Below are 17,696 nucleotides of genomic sequence, written 5' to 3' on the forward strand. Positions count from 1 at the left end.
GCGTACAAATCAAAAAACATTATTGGATTTATTTGTATACAACCGCATAATCCGTCACAGCGACAAACCTGACTCAAAGGTCAAATAACAAACCGTCGCGCGCTCCGCCACTTTTACCTGCCTCACGGTGCCGCCGTCCTTCGCACGGCGGCACCGGACAACAACAAAAGCCTTGAGGAGTAACTTGCTGTGGAAAGCCACAAAACCGAAGCCGCACCCCTGGACCTCGCATCGCCGCCGCGCCGCGGCCTGCTGGAGCGCCTGTTCAAGTTCAGCCTGCACGGCACTACGGTGCGCACCGAACTGATCGCCGGGCTGACGACCTTCATCACCATGGCGTACATCATTTTCGTCAACCCCAACATCATGGCCGACGCCGGCATCGACCATGGCGCCGCTTTCGTCGCCACCTGCATCGCCGCCGCCCTGGGCTGCCTGTTGATGGGCCTGTACGCCAACTGGCCGGTAGGCCTGGCGCCCGGCATGGGCCTGAATGCCTTCTTCACCTATACGGTTGTGGGCACCATGGGCTATTCCTGGCAGACCGCCCTGGGCGCGGTGTTCATCTCGGGCGTGCTGTTCATGGTGCTGACCCTGTCGCGCGTCCGCGAATGGTTGCTCAACAGCATTCCGGTGAGCCTGCGCCATGCCATGGGCGCGGGGGTGGGCCTGTTCCTGGGGGTGATCGGCCTGAAGACCTCGGGCCTGATCGTTGCCAGTTCAGCCACGCTGATCAAGCTGGGCTCGTTGCACCAGGCCGGGCCCCTGCTCAGTGCCCTGTGCTTTCTGATGATCGCCGTGCTCAGCTACCACCGGGTGTTTGGCGCCATCCTCATCAGCATCGTCACGGTCACCCTGATCGGCTGGGGCCTGGGCATCGTGCAGTATGGCGGGGTGTTTTCGCTGCCGCCCAGCCTGGCGCCCACTTGGATGGCCATGGACATCGCCGGGGTATTCAACGTGAGCATGATCAGCGTGGTGCTGGCGTTCCTGTTCGTACACATGTTCGACACCGCGGGCACCCTGATGGGCGTGGCCCAGCGCGCCGGGCTGGTGCAGGCCGATGGGCGCATCGACAACCTGTCCCGGGCGTTGAAGGCGGATAGCGCTTCCAGTGTGTTCGGCGCCATGGTCGGCGTGCCGCCGGTGACCAGCTACGTGGAAAGCGCCGCCGGTGTGGCAGCGGGTGGCCGTACCGGGCTGACCGCTGTCACCGTGGGCTTGCTGTTCATCGCCGCGATGTTTTTCGCGCCGTTGGCTGGCATGATTCCGGCTTATGCTACGGCCGGCGCACTGATCTACGTGGCCATGCTGATGATGAGCGGCATGGCGCATATCAATTGGGACGATGCCACTGACAGTATTCCGGCGATCGTCACGGCCATCATGATGCCCCTGACCTTCTCGGTGGCGGACGGTATCGCCCTGGGGTTCATTACCTATGTGGCGCTGAAGGCGGGCACGGGCAAGTGGAAGGAGATTTCCCTGAGCCTGTGGGTGCTGTGCGTCATTTTCATTGCCAAGTTCGTGTTTCTGTAGAGGAGAGAACAATGAGTGTGGAAACCTGGCTGTTGTTCAGTGCCGCCGCCCTGGTAGTGATCGTGATTCCCGGGCCGCTGTCGCTGCTGATGATCGGCAACAGCCTGAACTACGGCGTGCGCCGCTCCTACCCGGCGTTTTTGGGCGGGGTCAGTGCCTCCATCTGCCTGCTCAGCGCCTCGGCGTTGGGGCTGGGTGCCTTGCTGATGGCTTCGGAGCAGGTGTTCAGTGCATTGAAACTGCTGGGCGCGTTGTACCTGTTCTACCTGGCCTGGCAGAGCTGGCAGCAGTCGCGCCAGGCCCCCAGCGCCGCCGAGGTACCCGCTGCCCTGCCCGCCCCACGCTTTGGCCCGCTGTTTTGGCGCGCCTTTGCGCTGGGCGCCAGCAACCCCAAGGACATCCTGTTCTTCGCTGCGTTTCTGCCGCAGTTTCTCAACGCCGAGCATTCCCTGGCGGCGCAGTTGGGCGTCATGATCGCCACCTGGGCGGTGCTCGACCTGCTGTGCAAACTGGGTTACGGCCTGGGCGCGCACGGCGCGGCACGCTACCTGCGCACCGGGCGCGGGCAAAGCTGGTTCAACCGGGTGAGCGCCGCGCTGTTCGGCGGCGCGGGTGCGGCGGCGTTGATCAGCCATTGAGCCGCCCCCTGTGGGAACGCCGGTCCCACAGGAGGCTATCGGTGATTGCCGCGATCAGCGTTGGGCTTGCTCCTGGCCCAACAGGTTGGCGATGAAGCCGGCGAATTGCTCGGGCGTCATCTTCTGGCCGTTGAAGTCCACCACGCCGTCGGCGTAATGCAGGCGGCTGGTGACGTTGTCGCCTTCCACCTTGCCCAACTGGGTCATCACCGCCATGCCACCGACCGAGTCACTGACGTTCTTGGCTTGCAGCGCCACGGCGTCCTTGTCGGTCTGGCCTTGCAGGTGCGCCTGCACCGTCGCCAGGTCCGCCAGCATGGGCTTGGACAGGGTGACCTTGGCATCCAGCAGGCCAATGGCTTTCTTGCCCAGGTCCTGGGTCTGGTTGTCCAGCGAACCCGGGCTGGTGAAGTCCAGCGCCATGCTGGCCTGGCTCTCGCCGTTGGCCGTCTTCAGCGACAGGCGCTGCAGCTCGACGTGCGGCTTGGCGGCGAGCAGGGCCAGCAGGTCGGCATTGAGCTGCTTCTGGTCCACATCACTCAGGCGGACCTGCAGGGGCACACCCGCGGCGGCGGCAGCCTGCTGCTGCGGAGCGATCTTGCTCAGGTACAGGGCATACAGCGACTTGGTGGCCTGGATGTCGAAGTTGTCCAGCTTCCACACCATCTGCGCGCTGCCCACGTCCTGGTTGCCCAGGGTCAGGCCGCCGATCTGGTAAGTGGCCTCGGCGGACAGTTTGCCCTCCACTTCCTGCATCAGCCCCGCGCCGGAGAAATCCTTCAAGGCCACGCCCGGTGCATTCGGAACCTGCACATTGGCGGTGGCCAGCTTCAATTCGGTATGGCCCAGGTAGAACCCGGACTGGCCCTTGGTACCACCGCTGTACAAGGTCAGGCCGCTGGCGTCGGCGTGTACCGGACCATTTTCACCCGCCACGTCGACGGACAGGCTGTCCATGCTGCCGTTGAGCTCGTACTTCTGCGCATCAGCCGTGCCGTTGACCTGCAACGTCAGGCCCGAGAACTTGAGCGTTCTGCCCGGTTCCCTGGCCTCCAGTGGCAGAAAGTCGAAGGTGGTCTCGCTGCTGCGGTCGTAATGAATGACCGCGTGGCCGGTCACCGGGGTCTGGTCCTTGTTCAGGGCAAACCACTTCTCGGTGTCGGCGGTCTTTTCCAGTTGCGTGTTGCTGGCCGCCATCACCGGTGTCAGGCGCAGGGACGTCACCCGCGACAAAGGAAAGGGGCCATGCTCGATATGGTCGACCAACTGGAAGTGGGCCACCTGGGAATGCGGCATTTGCACGTTCAGGCGGTAGTGGGCGGTGCTGCTGAACAGGTGGCGGTCCAGGGAAACCAGCTCGGCGCTGAACTGCGGTTTGCCCTCGGCGGTGGTGCCGGACTGGGCGAACTGTTCGTTGGCCTGGCGAACCGCATCCTGCAGCACGCCTTCCAGGCGCGTGCCGGTGTACCAGGCGCCGGCGGTGGCGATGACGCCCACGGCAATGACGACACCTGCTGCAATACCTGCTGCTTTTTTCATAGATCGACTCGACGAGTTCCGTTCGGTAGGAGGATGACAATAGTAGCGCGAACGGGCGTTTAGAGTGTTTCGTCGGGAAAAGGTTTAGCGGTGGCGATAGCGACTGCGCCGCCGTGGCGACGCAGGTTGCCTGGCGCACGATTGAACAGAGCTAGCCAATCAGTCGACCTCGTAGCAATCTGACATTCTCAAGGTCGTCTATAACCCGCAGAGGCGCTCTTACAGACGTCAAGCTGGCCACATCGCCCCCGTACGCAAACTCGATCTCCAGATCAGCCTCACGATCGTCCAACCAAGGCCTGAAGTCGGGAATATTCAAGATGGTTACGAGCCCACTGGAACTCCCTTCTGCCTGGCCTAACTCTTTAAGCTTGTGGTCGCCTTTATAGACGTTCAAGTACAACGTTTCTCTGGGATCGGTTTTTGCTCTCACGCCGAAAATCGGCACCCCCCACTGAATGCCGGCGGGAAGAGGCCAGGGAATTTCTCCCTCGTCAAACAACTCAGAAAATTTAATCACGCCGGGGGTTGGCGTACCGATTGTGATGCTCACCTCTGGAAGGCTCACGTCTTTGGGGCTTTCCAATTTCCATACTTTCAGGCTCATGTCAGGGCTCTCCACTTCAGTGAATCGCACACCACTGTGCGAGCATCATCGTATTTTGAGCCTGCGCGATCCGGATACTGTCAACTTTGACAGTAAGCCCAATCCCGACACGTAAAAAAGCCCGCAGTGTGGGCGGGCAAGAGGTACCAACGAAGCAACGCGGCGGATCAACTGCCGCGGTAGGTGGAATAGCTGTAAGGCGAGAGCAGCAACGGCACGTGGTAATGGTCCTGTTCGGCGCTGATACCAAAACGCAGCACCACCACATCCAGGAAAGGCTGGTCCGGCATTTGCACCGATTTGGCGCGGTAGTAGTCGCCAGCGGCAAATTGCAGCTGGTAGACGCCGGTGCGGTAGTCATCACCCTGCAACAACGGTGCGTCACAACGACCATCACTGTTGGTCAACGCCGTGGCCACCAGGGTCAATTGCTGGCCTTCGACGCGGTAGAGCTGCACCGCGATGGAGCTGCCGGGGCAGCCGTGGGCGGCATCCAGCACATGCGTAGTCAAACGTCCCATTGGGTCTCGCGCCTCATTTTCGTTCATTTACCCGGTTGTTGGCGCCCCATCATGGGGCGTAACGGAAGCCGAAGATGAGATTATTAAGACACTTTTAAAGGATATTGTACACAATAAATAGCGCTTTTTTTCACTGCTCGCGCTCCCTGCCGAGAACAGGGACTATGCTGCCAAACACAAGCCGTGCAGCGCTCTCGCTGAAGATACCTGACCAAGTAGGCAAGTATTTTGCAGGAGAAGAATCCACCGCTTGATGCGATGATTGGCAAAAAACAGGCTTACAAGTCGTCGATAAAGTTGTATACAATCAAGTCATCGCCGGGCGGCCAACCTCATCGGGGCCTCCCGCCAACCCATGACGCGAAGAAGGAAGAATGCAGTGAGCGCTGACTACCCACGCGACCTGATCGGTTACGGCCCCAACCCGCCCCACCCCCGCTGGCCGGGCAATGCGCGCATCGCCCTGTCGTTCGTGCTCAATTACGAGGAAGGCGGCGAGCGCAATATCCTGCACGGTGACAAAGAGTCCGAAGCCTTCCTGTCCGAAATGGTCGCCGCCCAGCCGTTGCAGGGCGAACGCAACATGAGCATGGAGTCGCTATACGAATACGGCAGCCGTGCCGGCGTTTGGCGGGTGCTCAAGGTGTTCAAGGATGCCGGCATTCCATTGACCATCTTCGCCGTGGCCATGGCCGCCCAGCGCCACCCGGACGTGATCCGTGCCATGGTCGCCGCCGGCCACGAGATCTGCAGCCACGGCTATCGCTGGATCGACTACCAGTACATGGACGAGGCCCAGGAGCGCGAGCACATGCTCGAAGCCATCCGCATCCTCACCGAAATCAGCGGCGAGCGCCCGCTGGGCTGGTACACCGGCCGCACCGGCCCGAACACCCGCCGGCTGGTGATGGAGGAAGGCGGCTTCCTCTACGACTCCGACACCTATGACGATGACCTGCCCTACTGGGAAGGCAACAACCCCACCGGCAAGCCGCACCTGGTGATCCCCTACACCCTGGACACCAACGACATGCGCTTTACCCAGGTGCAAGGTTTCAACAAGGGCGATGACTTCTTCGAATACCTCAAGGACGCCTTCGACGTGCTGTATGCCGAGGGTGCCGAAGCACCGAAGATGCTTTCCATCGGCCTGCACTGCCGGCTGATCGGCCGCCCGGCGCGGCTGGCCTCGCTCAAGCGCTTCATCGACTACGTGCAGGGCCACGACCAGGTGTGGTTCGCCCGCCGCGTCGACATCGCCCGGCACTGGTACGAGACCCACCCGTACCAGGCGGGGGCCGCGCAATGACCGCTTTCCAGACCCTCAAGCCCTCCACCCTGGACCGCGACGCCTTTGTCGCCGCCTTCGCCGACATCTACGAGCACTCGCCGTGGGTGGCCCGCAAGGCCTTCGACCTGGGCCATGGCCCCGAGCTCGACCAGATCGAAACCCTGCACCAGCGCATGAGCGACATCCTGTTGAGCGCCGACCACGCCAGCCAGCTGGCGTTGATCAACGCGCACCCCGACCTGGCCGGCAAAGCCGCCGTCCAGGGCGAACTGACCGAAGCCAGCACCCACGAGCAGGCCGGCGCCGGTATTCACCAATGCACCACCGAAGAGTTCCAGCGCTTCACGGAGCTGAACGACGCCTACAAGGCCAAGTTCAGGTTCCCCTTCATCATGGCAGTCAAAGGCAGCAACCGGCATCAGATCCTCGCCGCGTTCGAAGTGCGCATCCACAACTCGGTCGAGGCCGAGTTCAAGGAAGCCCTGGCGCAGATCAACAAGATTGCCCTGTTCCGATTACTGACCCTGTAACCGCCCTCCCCAGCCCCTCATTCAAGGCAGACAAGAAAAAATGAAAGCATACGCCGTACCCTTCGAGAAGTTCGTCAACCTGGCCGACGCGCGCCTGGGAACCCAGGCCATCTCGGTCACCGACGACTGGTTCGCCGACGTCAACCGCCTGTTCCAGCCCACCCCTGCGGTGTGGAAAGAGGGTGTGTTCGACGACAACGGCAAGTGGATGGACGGCTGGGAATCGCGCCGCAAGCGCTTCGAAGGCTACGACAGCGCGGTGATCCGCCTGGGCGTGCCAGGCTCGATCAAGGGCGTGGACATCGACACCTCGTTCTTTACCGGCAACTTCCCGCCCTCGGCTTCGCTGGAAGGCTGTTTCGTGGCGGAGGGTGACCCGACCGATGCCACCCAGTGGACTGAAGTGCTGCCGGCGGTCGAGCTGCAGGGCAACAGCCACCACTACCACGAAATCAACGATGCCCAGGCGTACACCCACCTGCGCTTCAACATCTACCCGGACGGCGGCGTAGCCCGCCTGCGTGTGTACGGCGTGCCGTTCCGCGACTGGTCGGCCACCGGTGACAACGAACAGGTGGACCTGGCCAGCGCCCTCAATGGCGGCCGTGCCCTGGCCTGTTCGGACGAACACTTCGGGCGCATGAGCAACATCCTCAACCCGGGCCGTGGCATCAACATGGGTGACGGCTGGGAAACCGCGCGCCGCCGCACGCCGGGCAATGACTGGGTGATCGTCGCCCTGGGCCACGCCGGCACCGTGGAGCAAGTGATCGTCGATACCCTGCACTTCAAGGGCAACTACCCGGACAGCTGCTCCATTCAGGGCGCGTTCGTCAAAGGCGGCACCGACAGCCAGATCGAAACCCAGAGCCTGTTCTGGCGTGAGCTGCTGCCCAGCCAGAAACTGCAGATGCACCAGGAGCACAGCTTCCAGGAGCAGATCAAGGACCTGGGGCCCATCACCCACATCCGCCTGAACGTGTTCCCGGACGGTGGCGTGAGCCGCTTGCGCGTGCTCGGCAAGGTCGCCAAATAACGGGCAGGTCGCAAAACCCTGTGGGACCGGGCGAAGCTCGGGAAAAGGACACTGCGGCGCTTCAGCCCTACCGCGCCGCCCGCTTCCCGAACCACGCCCGGCCCCGCAGTGATCAAGCACATCGAACAGAGACAGAACAATGCGCACACTAGTGATCGAGCCCCTGACCAAAGAAGCCTTCGCCCCCTTCGGTGACGTGATCGAAACCGACGGCAGCGACCACTTCATGATCAACAATGGCTCGACCATGCGTTTTCACCGTCTGGCCACGGTCGAGACCGCCACGCCCGACGACAAGGCGATCATCAGCATCTTCCGCGCCGACGTGCTGGACATGCCGTTGACCGTGCGCATGCTGGAGCGCCATCCGCTTGGCAGCCAGGCCTTCGTGCCGCTGCTGGGCAACCCCTTTCTGATCGTGGTCGCGCCACTTGGCGATGCACCTGTATCAGGCTTGGTCCGCGCCTTCATCACCAATGGCAGGCAGGGCATCAATTACCATCGCGGCGTATGGCACCACCCGGTGCTGACGATCGAAAAGCGGGATGACTTCCTGGTGGTTGATCGCAGTGGTTCCGGCAACAACTGCGACGAGCATTTCTTCAATGAGGACGAGCTGCTGGTCCTCGCCCCCCACCAATAAGAGAAGGCGAGCCATGGCAACGCCGTGGCCCGCATGAGGTAACGACTGTGCAAGCACATCTGATGGAATGGCTGAATCTGGGCGTGCGCTGGATTCACATGATCGTCGGGATCGCCTGGATCGGCGCGTCCTTCTATTTCGTCTGGCTGGAGAACAACCTCAACCGCAGCAACCCCCGCGAAGGCCTGAGTGGCGACCTGTGGGCCATTCACGGTGGCGGCATCTACCACCTGGAAAAATACAAGCTGGCCCCACCGACCATGCCGGACAACCTGCACTGGTTCAAATGGGAAGCCTACTGGACCTGGATGTCGGGCATCGTGCTGCTGTGCGTGGTGTTCTACTCCAACCCCACCCTTTACCTGCTGGCCCCCGGCAGCACCCTCAGCGGGCCGGAAGGCATCGCCATCGGCGTGGGCGCGCTGATCGCCAGCTGGTTCATCTATGACGTGCTGTGCGACTCGCCCCTGGGCAAGCGCCCCGGCCTGCTGGGCCTGGTGCTGTTCGTGCTGATCATCGCCGCGTGCTATGGCTTCAGCCAGGTGTTCAGCGGCCGCGGCGCATACCTGCACACCGGCGCCATCATCGGCACCATCATGGTGGGTAACGTGTTCCGCATCATCATGCCCGCCCAGCGCGCACTGGTGGCGGCCATCGCCGAAAACCGCACGCCGGACCCGACCCTGCCAGCCAAGGGCCTGCTGCGTTCGCGGCACAACAACTACTTCACCCTGCCCGTGCTGTTCATCATGATCAGCAACCACTTCCCCAGCACCTACGGCAGCCACTACAACTGGCTGATCCTGGCGGGCATCGCGGTGGTCGCGGTGGTGGTGCGTCACTACTTCAACACCCGCCACAACAGCCACAAGTTCGCCTGGGCCCTGCCCGCTGGCGCCCTGGGGATGATCTGCCTGGCCTTCGTCACCGGCCCCCTGCAAATGGCCAACACCAGCGATGTGGCCCAGGCACCGAAGATCGAGTACCAGCCGCTGCCCGGCACCGCCATTGGCGGCAAGCGCGCCGATGAAATGCCCGCCCCCACCCCTGAACCCGCGCCGGCCGAACAGCCAGCGCAGGCCAGCAGCGGGGTGAACTTCGACCAGGTGCATGGGGTGATCCAGGAGCGCTGCGCGGTGTGCCATTCGGCCAAGCCAACCAGCCCGCTGTTCTCCAGCGCCCCGGCCGGGATCATGTTCGACACCCCGCAGCAGATCCAGCAGCTGGCCCCGCGCATCCAGGCGCAGGCCGTGGCCAGCCAGATCATGCCGCTGGGCAATATCACGCAAATGACCCAGGAAGAGCGCAACCTGGTGGGGCAGTGGATCGCCAAGGGTGCGCAGGTGAACTGAAGCAAACCGTTGCAAGCGTTGAGCGGCAAGCTGCAAGTTGAAGCAACGGCACCGGCGAACGCCTGCCTGAAGCTGATAGCTTGCCGCTTGCAGCTGCTTCTCCTCAATAACAACAAAATCCGAGGTGTTGCATGTCCGAGTCAAGCCACGCGCGCATCCCCCCTGCGCCACCCAGACAGCCCCTGCCGTTGATGCAACTGATTCTGGTGGGTTTGCAGCATGTGTTGCTGATGTACGGGGGCGCCATCGCGGTGCCACTGATCGTTGGGCAGGCAGCTGGCCTCTCCCGTGAAGAAATCGCCTTTCTCATCAACGCCGACCTGCTGGTGGCCGGTGTGGCCACCGTGGTGCAGTCCATGGGCATAGGCGCCCTGGGCATTCGCATGCCGGTGATGATGGGCGCCAGCTTCGCCGCGGTCGCCAGCATGGTGGCCATGGCTGGCATGCAGGGCGTGGGGCTGCCGGGCATCTTCGGCGCCACCATCGCCGCGGGGTTCTTCGGCATGATCATCGCGCCGTTCATGTCCAAGATCGTGCGGTTCTTTCCCCCGCTGGTCACTGGCACCGTGATCACGTCCATCGGCCTGTCGCTGTTCCCCGTGGCGGTCAACTGGGCCGGTGGTGGTGCCAAGGCGCTGCCTTTCGGCTCGCCTGTCTACCTCATCGTGGCCGGCCTGGTGCTGGCGACGATTCTGCTGATCCACCGTTTCATGAGCGGTTTCTGGGTCAACATTTCGGTGCTCATCGGCATGGTGCTGGGCTATGTGCTGTCGGGCCTGATCGGCATGGTCGACCTTTCCGGGCTGGCTGCCGCGCCGTGGTTGCAGGTGGTCACGCCCCTGCACTTCGGCCTGCCCACCTTCAGCCTGGCACCGGTGCTGTCCATGTGCCTGGTGGTGGTGATCATCTTCGTCGAGTCCACGGGCATGTTCCTGGCCCTGGGCAAGATCACCGACCGCGAAGTCACCCCCGGCATGCTTCGCCGCGGCCTGCTGTGCGACGCTGCCGCCTCGTTCGTGGCCGGTTTCTTCAATACCTTCACCCACTCCTCGTTCGCCCAGAACATCGGCCTGGTGCAGATGACCGGCGTGCGTTGCCGCTCGGTGACCATCGTCGCCGGCAGCTTTCTGATCGCCCTGAGCCTGGTGCCCAAGGCTGCGTACCTGGTGGCTTCGATTCCTCCGGCGGTATTGGGCGGCGCCGCCATCGCCATGTTCGGCATGGTCGCGGCCACCGGGATCAAGATCCTCCAGGAAGCCGATATCGGTGACCGCCGCAACCAGTTGCTGGTGGCGGTGAGCATCGGCATGGGCCTGATCCCGGTGGTGCGCCCGGAGTTCTTTTCCCAGTTGCCCTTGTGGATGGGCCCCATCACCCACAGCGGTATTGCCATGGCCACGTTGAGCGCGGTGCTGCTCAACCTGCTGTTCAACGTACTCGGCGGTGCCGAGCGCGAGGCCCTGGCCAGAGAGGCGCATCAGCACTGAAAGCAGGGGCACCGGGTAGAAAAGCTGACCAAGTGCCCCACTTTTGCTGCGCCTGCTCTGTAACAGAGCACTTGAGCCGCGCCGCGCGAGTCAGTAATCTGCGCGCCCGCGTAAAACCGGGGGGATATTTTCCCCGATAAAGCTGACCTCTTGTACAGGACCGGGCGCCCGCCCCGCCGCGTCTTCGTTTGCAGCCAATCGAACACTATTCGACTGTTTATCAACAACAGCCGACGGGATTTCTTTGGCCTTTCGATGACCTTGGCAAGGCTCTTGCTATCACAGATGCGCCGCGGGGGAAGTTGACCAGTTGGACGACTTTTCAAGTGAACCAAAAGGCGCCACCACAGAGCGCCACCTAGCAACACAGACTGAAATAAAACCTGGGAGCAAAACAATGAAACGTGTTCTTTCGAGCCTGATGGCGGCCGGTGGCCTGCTGGCGGGTGGCTACGCTGCAGCCGACGATAATGGCTGGCTGCAATGGCAAAGCAACAGCCTGACCTACCTGTATGGCCAGAACTTCAAGGTCAACCCGGAAAATCAGCAGACCGTCACGTTTGAACACGCCGACAGCTGGAAGTACGGCGATAACTTCCTGTTCGTGGATAACATCTTCTACAACGGCAAAAAGGATTCCGGCGTAGGCCGCAACACCCTGTACGGCGAGTTCAGCCCGCGCCTCTCTGCCAGCAAGATCTTCGGCCAGCAGATCGGTTACGGCCCGGTCAAGGACGTGCTCCTGGCCATGACCTACGAGTTCGGCGAGGGTGACGTGGAGTCCTACCTGATCGGCCCGGGCTTTGACCTGAACATCCCAGGCTTCGACTACTTCCAGCTGAACTTCTACGACCGTATCGTCGACGGCGACCGTGCGGGCAACAACGTCTGGCAGATCACGCCGGTGTGGTCCTACACCATTCCGGTCGGCAAGTCCGACATCCTCATCGACGGCTACATGGACTGGGTCATCGGCAGCGACTCGAACAAGAACGGCGACTACCACAAGAACCTGCACTTCAACCCGCAGGTCAAGTATGACCTGGGCAAGGCCTTGAGCTGGACGCCGCAGAAGGTCTACGTGGGCTTTGAGTACGACTACTGGAAAGACAAGTATGGTATCCAGAGCACCCATAGCTTCGAGACCAACCAGAATACTGCCAGCCTGTTGCTGAAAGTGTTCTTCTAAGCTCAATTGCAAGCTGCAGGCCAAGGCAACGGCGGTACGCGGATTGCCTTTGCTTGCAGCTTGACGCTTAAAGCTGCCCCTCTGCCGCTCTTCCCCGCCGCGGCATTCCTTCATCGACCCGCGTCGCGAACGAGCCCCTTACCACCTGCCCGGTCCCACTGGGGTGCGACGCCACGCGCTGCCGGTCAATGGGCAAACAACGAGCCGCCCTGCTTGCCCGCCATTTTCTCCGGCTTGATCAGGAACCGTGCCAGCGCCGGCAGCAGCCACAGCGCGCCGAACATGTTCCATAGCAACATGAACGTGAGCATCAAGCCCATGTCGGCCTGGAACTTGATGGCCGAGAAGATCCAGGTGCACACGCCAATGGCCAGGCATAACCCGGTGAACAGTACCGCCTTGCCGGTGGATTTGAGCGTCTGGTAATAGGCTTCCTGCAACGGCAGCCCGGCGCGCAGGAAGCTTTCCAGGCGGCTGTAGATGTAGATGCCGTAGTCCACGCCTATGCCCACGCCCAGGGCCACCACCGGCAAGGTGGCGACCTTTACGCCGATGCCCATGAAGGCCATCAGCGCGTTGCCCAGCACCGAGGTGAGCACCAGCGGCAAGACGATGCACAGGGTGGCGGCGAAGGACCGGAAGGTGATCAGGCACATCACCGCCACGCAGAGGTACACCAGCACCAGGATGGTGAGCTCGGCCTGTTTGATGACTTCGTTGGTGGCCGCCTCGATACCGGCATTGCCCGCCGCCAGCTGGAACTGCAGGCCGTCCCGGTCATGGCTGGCGGCGAACTGCTTGACCACTGCCACGGCGCGGTCGAGGGTCTCGGCCTTGTGGTCGTTGAGGAACACCAAGAGCGGCGCCAGCGAACAGTCGCCGTTGTACAGGCCGTCGGCACGGGCCACCGAGCTGTTGAGCACCTCGGGGTTGCGCGACAGGCTTTCCCATTTCAGGTTGCCCTCGTTCATGCCCTTGATCACCTGCTTGGACACGGTCACCAGCGATATCGTCGACTGCACCCCGGCGGTGTTGTCCAGTTGCCACATCAGCTCGTCCATCGGCTGCATGGTCTCGTAGTGCGAGCAACCTTCGGCGGCGGTCTTGACCATGACCACCAGCACGTCGGAACTGGTGGCGTAGTGGTCGATGATGAACTGGTTGTCGCGGTTGTAGCGCGAGTCCGGGCGCAGCTCCGGTGCACCCTGGTCGAGGTCGCCGATCTTCAGGTTGTGGCCGTACCACAGGCCACCGGCCATCGCCACGATGGCTAGGCCCACCGAGACAGGCGCCACTTTCGCGCTGGCGAAGTTTGACAGCGCCCGCCAGAACGGGTGTTCCCGCACGGAGTCCTTTTTGCTGCGCTCGATGGCGCGCTTGCTGATGCCTACGTAGGAAATGGCCACCGGCAATAGAATCAGGTTGGTGAAGACGATCACCGCCACCCCGATCGACGCCCCCAGGGCGAGCTCGCGGATCACGCCGATGTCGATGATCAGCAGGGTAATGAAGCCCACGGCGTCGGCCAGAATCGCGATCATGCCCGGCAGGAACAGTTGCCGAAAGGTACGCCGCGCCGCCGTCAGGGCGTTGTCGGCGTCGCTGGACTGCAGGGCAATGCCATTGATCTTCTGCACGCCGTGGGAAATGCCGATGGCGAAGATCAGGAACGGCACCAGCATCGAGTACGGGTCCAGGCCAAAGCCGAAGGCGTGCATCAAGCCCAGTTGCCAGGTGACCGCCACCAGGGTGGTGACCAGCACGGCAATGGTGCTGCGGATGCACCAGGTGAAGAAATAGAGCAATACCAGGGTAATGACGAAGGCCACGCCGAAGAACATCACCACCATCAGCAACCCGTCGATCAGGTCGCCGACCTTCTTGGCGAAGCCGACGATGTGTACCTTCACGTTAGGGTTCTGGGCCTGGAATTTGTCGCGGATCTTCTCTTCCAGGCTGTGGGAAAACTGCTGGTAGTCGAGCTTGACCAGGGTGCCCTGGTCATTGGGGTCGGGGTAGGCCTCCAGCAGCGGAATATCGACGATGCTCGACTTGAAGTCGTTGGCCACCAGCCGCCCTACCTGGCCGGACTTGAGGATGTTGCTGCGCAGCAGTTCCAGGCTGTCGGGCGAACCATCGTAGCTCTGGGGAATCACCTCGCCACCGGCAAAGCCCTCCTCGGTCACTTCAGTCCAGCGCACGCTGGGGCTCCACAACGATTTCATGCCCGAGCGGTCGACACCGGGAATGTAGAAGGCCTCGTCGTGAATCTGGCGCAAGGTCTCCATGTAGTCCTTGTTGAAGATGTCACCGTTCACCGCCTCTACCGAGATGCGCACGGTGTTGCCCAGGTTGGCCAGGTCGTTGCGGTGCTCCAGCATGCGCTCGATGAACGGGTGCTTGAGCGGAATCATTTTCTCGAAGCTGGTGGAGGGGCGAATCAGCGTGGCCTGCCAGAACAGGAAAACGCTGACCAGCAGGCAGAGGATGATCACCGCGGGGCGGTGGTTGAAGATCAGGCGTTCAAGGAAGGTGGCCTTGTCCTGATGATGGCGGCTCATGGCAATCTGCTCCCGGACGGTCATGGTTGGCTCACCTGTTGTTGACTCAGGTCGGCGCCGGTGGCGGCTGCAACACGCACACCGCCTTGGCCGGCCAGTACGAGGGTGCCGTTGGCACCGGCGGTGACCGCCGAGAGCGACAGACGGTCTGGGCGGTTGAACAGGCTGAAGGTCTTGCCGTCATCGCTGCTGCGCAGCACCGTGCCGCTGTTGCCCACCAGCACCAGCGTGCCATCGGCCAGGCGGGTGGCCCCGGACAGCGCGAACTCCAGCGGGCCACGGGGGCCCTGCAAGGGGATGTTGGCCCAGGTGTCGCCGAAATCGGTGGAGCGGTACAGGTTGCCGCGCAAGCCGTACACCAGCAGGGTCTGCGGCTCGCCGGTGGGCAGCAGGCCAAACAACGAGCCTTCATAAGGTCCCTGGACCTTTTCCCAGCTGTGGCCCCAGTCCCGGGAGCGGAACAGGCTGCCCTGCTCGCCGACAATGAACAAGCCGCTGTCCTTCACCGCGCCGATGGCGTTGAAGTGAAACTGATCGGGGTTGTCGATGCGCTCGCTGACGTCTTCCCAGTGCTGCCCGCCATCGGTGGTCGCCAGGAAGGCGCCATAGGCGCCCACGGCGAAACCCGTGCTGGCATCCTTGAACCACAGGTCCAGCAGCGGCGCCTGACGCTTGAGGTCCTCGAACTGCTTGCTCCAGGTGACGCCACCATCGGTTGTGGCGAGGATCTGCGCGTCGTGGCCCACGGCCCAGCCATGCTGGGCGTCGACAAAGACCACGGCGGTCAGCAGTTGCCGGCTGGGGACCTTGGCCTGGGTCCAGTGCTGGCCCTGGTCGTCGGAGTAGAGGATATGCCCACGGTCACCCACCGCGACCAGCCGCGGGCCGGCCGCCACCACATCCAGCACCAGGCTGCGCACCGACTTGGCCGACACCACCGACCAGGCGCCGTCATCGGCAGCGGGCTCGCTGGCCAGGGCAGCAGACCCAAGGCCCGCCATGGCCAGCCCCAGAGCCAGCGCCCAACACCCCGGCCACGCTCTTTTCCCTGTGGCGCACGTGCCGCCACCCCTGACCGGCTCGCTCATAGAGCACTCCCCATTATTGTTATTGGACGCGCCTGGGTTGGCGCCCCGCCCTGCAGTGGCTGAAACCTGCAGGCCAGAGGGCCGCGAAAGCTGTCCTATCCTAGCCAGCCTTGAATCGGGCTGACAACGCGCATGGCGTAATGAATTGTTACCCCGCCCCCGCCACCTGCTGCTCTCGAAACCCTAGCAGAACGCCGCGCACCTGCAGGCCAGAGCCTCGGCGAAGAACATCGCGAGCGCGGCGAGCCATGCCATCGCGTAAAAGCCGTGGCAAGGCTGAATGTCGGAGCATCATCGGCCCTGATGGCTAGCGGGTGCCTGTGCGCCGCAACGCTGCCGGGCTGAACTCAGCCACCCCTGGCACCGGCTGGCTGAAGTCGACTGTGCTGGCCTCTTCGCTGTCCAGGTTCTGCACGTGATATCGCCGGGCCTGCAGGTCGTGGAACACGTCCAGCGCCGACCAGGTGGTGGGCAGTTCGTAGAAGTTCTTCAGGTACGCCATCGACACCCGCCATAGCTCGCCCCGGCCGTCGTACTGGTCGACCACCGCCGCCTGCCAGCTGTCTTCGTCCAGGTACAACCTGCGCTTGGCGTACAGGTGCCGTGCGCCAGGCTTCAAGGTGCCCTCCACTACCCAGACCCGATGCAGTTCATAGCGCGCCAGGTCAGGGTTCAGGTGCCCGGGCTTGAGCAGGTCGGCGTATTTGACCGACTGCTGGCCCAGGCGGTAGTTGTTGTAGGGGATATAGACCTCCTGCTTGCCGACCAGCTTCCAGTCATAGCGGTCCGGTGCGCCGTTGAACATGTCGGTGTCATCGGCGGTGCGCAGGCCGTCGGCGGCGGTGATGGGTGTGTCATACGCCAGGCTCGGCGCACGCCGCACGCGCCGTTGGCCGGCGTTGTAGGCCCACGCCTGGCGCGGTTCACGCACCTGGTCGATGGTCTCGTGCACCAGCACCACCCCACCGGCCAGCCGGGCCGGGCTGCGGATCTGGTTCATGTAGTAGAACAGGATGTTGTCCTGCTGGGCATCGGTGGCCTGCTGGTCGTGGAAGCGAAACAGGCCGCGCTGCTGGGAAATGATCGGCAGGTAGCTGCCATTGCGTTGCACGGCCACCTCCGCGGCGCGCCGCTCCACATAGACGCCACGGTAGCGGGCAATATGGTTCCACACCGCTTCAACGCCACTGGCGGGCAGCGGGAATGGAATGCCGCCACGCGCGTTGCTGAAGCCGTTGCCATCCGCGACCAACCCGGTGTTGGCGGCATTGTAACGAGTGTTGTCGTAGACCCACTGCGGCGCGGCGCCCGTGCGCCGGGTGGCGTAGACCGGCATGCGGAACGTGTCGGGGTAGGCCGCGAACAGCGCCATCTGCCCCGGGCTCAGGTGGTCGCGGTACTGGGCCAGGTTGGCGGCGGTGATGGTGAACAGCGGCGTGTCCGTGGGGAACGGGTCGACATGGTGGCGGCCAGGGCCGCCATACCCTGCCGGTGGCGTGACCAGGCCGCCGGTCCAGGCCGGGATGGTGCCAGCGGCATTCCCTGCCTGTTCGGCGCCCAGGGGCGTCAGTGCCTGGCCCAGCCTGGCAGCGCCAGCGGGGTCGGCGGCCAGCACGGGGGTGGCGAACAGCACCAGCAGCAAGGAAAGACCGGACAAACGGAAAACAGGTGGCAT

General features: G+C 63.0%; 15 protein-coding genes. 9 read left to right on the plus strand and 6 right to left on the minus strand.

Annotated elements, in window-relative coordinates; translation table 11 throughout:
- Positions 1-189: 189 nt before the first annotated feature.
- Together QBK88_RS12135 and QBK88_RS12140 are read left to right on the plus strand one after the other, a co-directional pair.
- A complete protein-coding gene (locus tag QBK88_RS12135) occupies positions 190-1,539 on the plus strand; it encodes an NCS2 family permease (RefSeq protein ID WP_277962224.1) in 1,350 nt (449 codons plus the stop codon).
- Between the two features lie 11 nt (positions 1,540-1,550).
- Positions 1,551-2,177 carry a LysE family translocator gene (locus tag QBK88_RS12140; RefSeq protein WP_277962225.1) on the plus strand — a complete coding sequence of 209 codons (627 nt, stop codon included), beginning with the start codon at positions 1,551-1,553 and terminating at the stop codon, positions 2,175-2,177.
- Positions 2,178-2,231: 54 nt separating this feature from the next.
- Here QBK88_RS12140 and QBK88_RS12145 read toward each other — a convergent pair whose 3' ends face one another.
- The 3 genes from QBK88_RS12145 to uraH all read right to left on the minus strand — a co-directional run bounded on the left by QBK88_RS12145 (position 2,232) and on the right by uraH (position 4,844).
- Positions 2,232-3,716: a YdgA family protein gene (locus QBK88_RS12145; protein ID WP_277962226.1), complete on the minus strand. Its 1,485-nt coding sequence runs from the start codon at positions 3,714-3,716 to the stop codon at positions 2,232-2,234.
- A 151-nt stretch (positions 3,717-3,867) separates the two neighbouring features.
- On the minus strand, positions 3,868-4,323 hold the full coding sequence (locus QBK88_RS12150) for a hypothetical protein (protein WP_277962227.1): 456 nt from the start codon (positions 4,321-4,323) through the stop codon (positions 3,868-3,870).
- Positions 4,324-4,490: 167 nt separating this feature from the next.
- Positions 4,491-4,844, minus strand: coding sequence for a hydroxyisourate hydrolase (gene uraH / locus QBK88_RS12155; protein WP_176570148.1), 354 nt, complete (start codon positions 4,842-4,844; stop codon positions 4,491-4,493).
- 379 nt (positions 4,845-5,223) lie between these two features.
- Here uraH and puuE point away from each other — a divergent pair, with 379 nt between their 5' ends.
- The 7 genes from puuE (at position 5,224) to QBK88_RS12190 (ending at position 12,372) form a co-directional block, all read left to right on the plus strand.
- Entirely contained in the window at positions 5,224-6,153 is a 930-nt protein-coding gene (gene puuE, locus QBK88_RS12160; protein ID WP_277962228.1) for an allantoinase PuuE, read from the plus strand.
- A complete protein-coding gene (uraD, locus tag QBK88_RS12165; RefSeq protein WP_277962229.1) occupies positions 6,150-6,665 on the plus strand; it encodes a 2-oxo-4-hydroxy-4-carboxy-5-ureidoimidazoline decarboxylase in 516 nt (171 codons plus the stop codon). The genes puuE and uraD overlap by 4 nt, the downstream gene beginning before the upstream one ends.
- Positions 6,666-6,705: 40 nt before the next feature.
- Positions 6,706-7,701: an allantoicase gene (gene alc / locus QBK88_RS12170; protein WP_277962230.1), complete on the plus strand. Its 996-nt coding sequence runs from the start codon at positions 6,706-6,708 to the stop codon at positions 7,699-7,701.
- Between the two features lie 139 nt (positions 7,702-7,840).
- The gene (locus tag QBK88_RS12175) at positions 7,841-8,344 is read left to right on the plus strand and encodes an ureidoglycolate lyase (RefSeq protein ID WP_277962231.1); all 504 of its coding nucleotides are present in this window, start codon (positions 7,841-7,843) and stop codon (positions 8,342-8,344) included.
- Between the two features lie 47 nt (positions 8,345-8,391).
- Positions 8,392-9,696, plus strand: a complete 1,305-nt coding sequence (locus QBK88_RS12180) for a urate hydroxylase PuuD (protein ID WP_277962232.1) — start codon at positions 8,392-8,394, stop codon at positions 9,694-9,696.
- A gap of 131 nt (positions 9,697-9,827) precedes the next feature.
- Positions 9,828-11,183, plus strand: coding sequence for a nucleobase:cation symporter-2 family protein (locus QBK88_RS12185; protein ID WP_268144403.1), 1,356 nt, complete (start codon positions 9,828-9,830; stop codon positions 11,181-11,183).
- A 397-nt stretch (positions 11,184-11,580) separates the two neighbouring features.
- Positions 11,581-12,372, plus strand: a complete 792-nt coding sequence (locus QBK88_RS12190; RefSeq protein ID WP_268144405.1) for an outer membrane protein OmpK — start codon at positions 11,581-11,583, stop codon at positions 12,370-12,372.
- Between the two features lie 185 nt (positions 12,373-12,557).
- Here QBK88_RS12190 and QBK88_RS12195 read toward each other — a convergent pair whose 3' ends face one another.
- The 3 genes from QBK88_RS12195 to QBK88_RS12205 form a co-directional block, all read right to left on the minus strand.
- Complete coding sequence (locus QBK88_RS12195; protein WP_277962233.1) at positions 12,558-14,933, minus strand: efflux RND transporter permease subunit; 2,376 nt, start codon at positions 14,931-14,933, stop codon at positions 12,558-12,560.
- Between the two features lie 20 nt (positions 14,934-14,953).
- Positions 14,954-16,021 carry a YCF48-related protein gene (locus QBK88_RS12200; protein WP_277962234.1) on the minus strand — a complete coding sequence of 356 codons (1,068 nt, stop codon included), beginning with the start codon at positions 16,019-16,021 and terminating at the stop codon, positions 14,954-14,956.
- 307 nt (positions 16,022-16,328) lie between these two features.
- Positions 16,329-17,696 carry a DUF1329 domain-containing protein gene (locus tag QBK88_RS12205; RefSeq protein WP_277962235.1) on the minus strand — a complete coding sequence of 456 codons (1,368 nt, stop codon included), beginning with the start codon at positions 17,694-17,696 and terminating at the stop codon, positions 16,329-16,331.

Origin of the sequence: Pseudomonas sp. RIT-To-2, from assembly GCF_029623465.1 — a bacterium.
GTDB lineage: Bacteria > Pseudomonadota > Gammaproteobacteria > Pseudomonadales > Pseudomonadaceae > Aquipseudomonas > Aquipseudomonas silvicola.

What these genes read in the sequence shown, in the direction of transcription:
- alc (WP_277962230.1), top strand. Translation starts at nt 6,706, where the DNA reads ATGAAAGCATACGCCGTACCCTTCGAGAAGTTCGTCAACCTGGCCGAC.
- uraH (WP_176570148.1), bottom strand. Translation starts at nt 4,844, where the DNA reads ATGGGACGTTTGACTACGCATGTGCTGGATGCCGCCCACGGCTGCCCC.
- QBK88_RS12175 (WP_277962231.1), top strand. Translation starts at nt 7,841, where the DNA reads ATGCGCACACTAGTGATCGAGCCCCTGACCAAAGAAGCCTTCGCCCCC.
- uraD (WP_277962229.1), top strand. Translation starts at nt 6,150, where the DNA reads ATGACCGCTTTCCAGACCCTCAAGCCCTCCACCCTGGACCGCGACGCC.
- QBK88_RS12195 (WP_277962233.1), bottom strand. Translation starts at nt 14,933, where the DNA reads ATGAGCCGCCATCATCAGGACAAGGCCACCTTCCTTGAACGCCTGATC.
- QBK88_RS12150 (WP_277962227.1), bottom strand. Translation starts at nt 4,323, where the DNA reads ATGAGCCTGAAAGTATGGAAATTGGAAAGCCCCAAAGACGTGAGCCTT.
- QBK88_RS12200 (WP_277962234.1), bottom strand. Translation starts at nt 16,021, where the DNA reads ATGAGCGAGCCGGTCAGGGGTGGCGGCACGTGCGCCACAGGGAAAAGA.
- QBK88_RS12205 (WP_277962235.1), bottom strand. Translation starts at nt 17,696, where the DNA reads ATGCCACCTGTTTTCCGTTTGTCCGGTCTTTCCTTGCTGCTGGTGCTG.
- QBK88_RS12190 (WP_268144405.1), top strand. Translation starts at nt 11,581, where the DNA reads ATGAAACGTGTTCTTTCGAGCCTGATGGCGGCCGGTGGCCTGCTGGCG.
- QBK88_RS12140 (WP_277962225.1), top strand. Translation starts at nt 1,551, where the DNA reads ATGAGTGTGGAAACCTGGCTGTTGTTCAGTGCCGCCGCCCTGGTAGTG.
- QBK88_RS12185 (WP_268144403.1), top strand. Translation starts at nt 9,828, where the DNA reads ATGTCCGAGTCAAGCCACGCGCGCATCCCCCCTGCGCCACCCAGACAG.
- QBK88_RS12145 (WP_277962226.1), bottom strand. Translation starts at nt 3,716, where the DNA reads ATGAAAAAAGCAGCAGGTATTGCAGCAGGTGTCGTCATTGCCGTGGGC.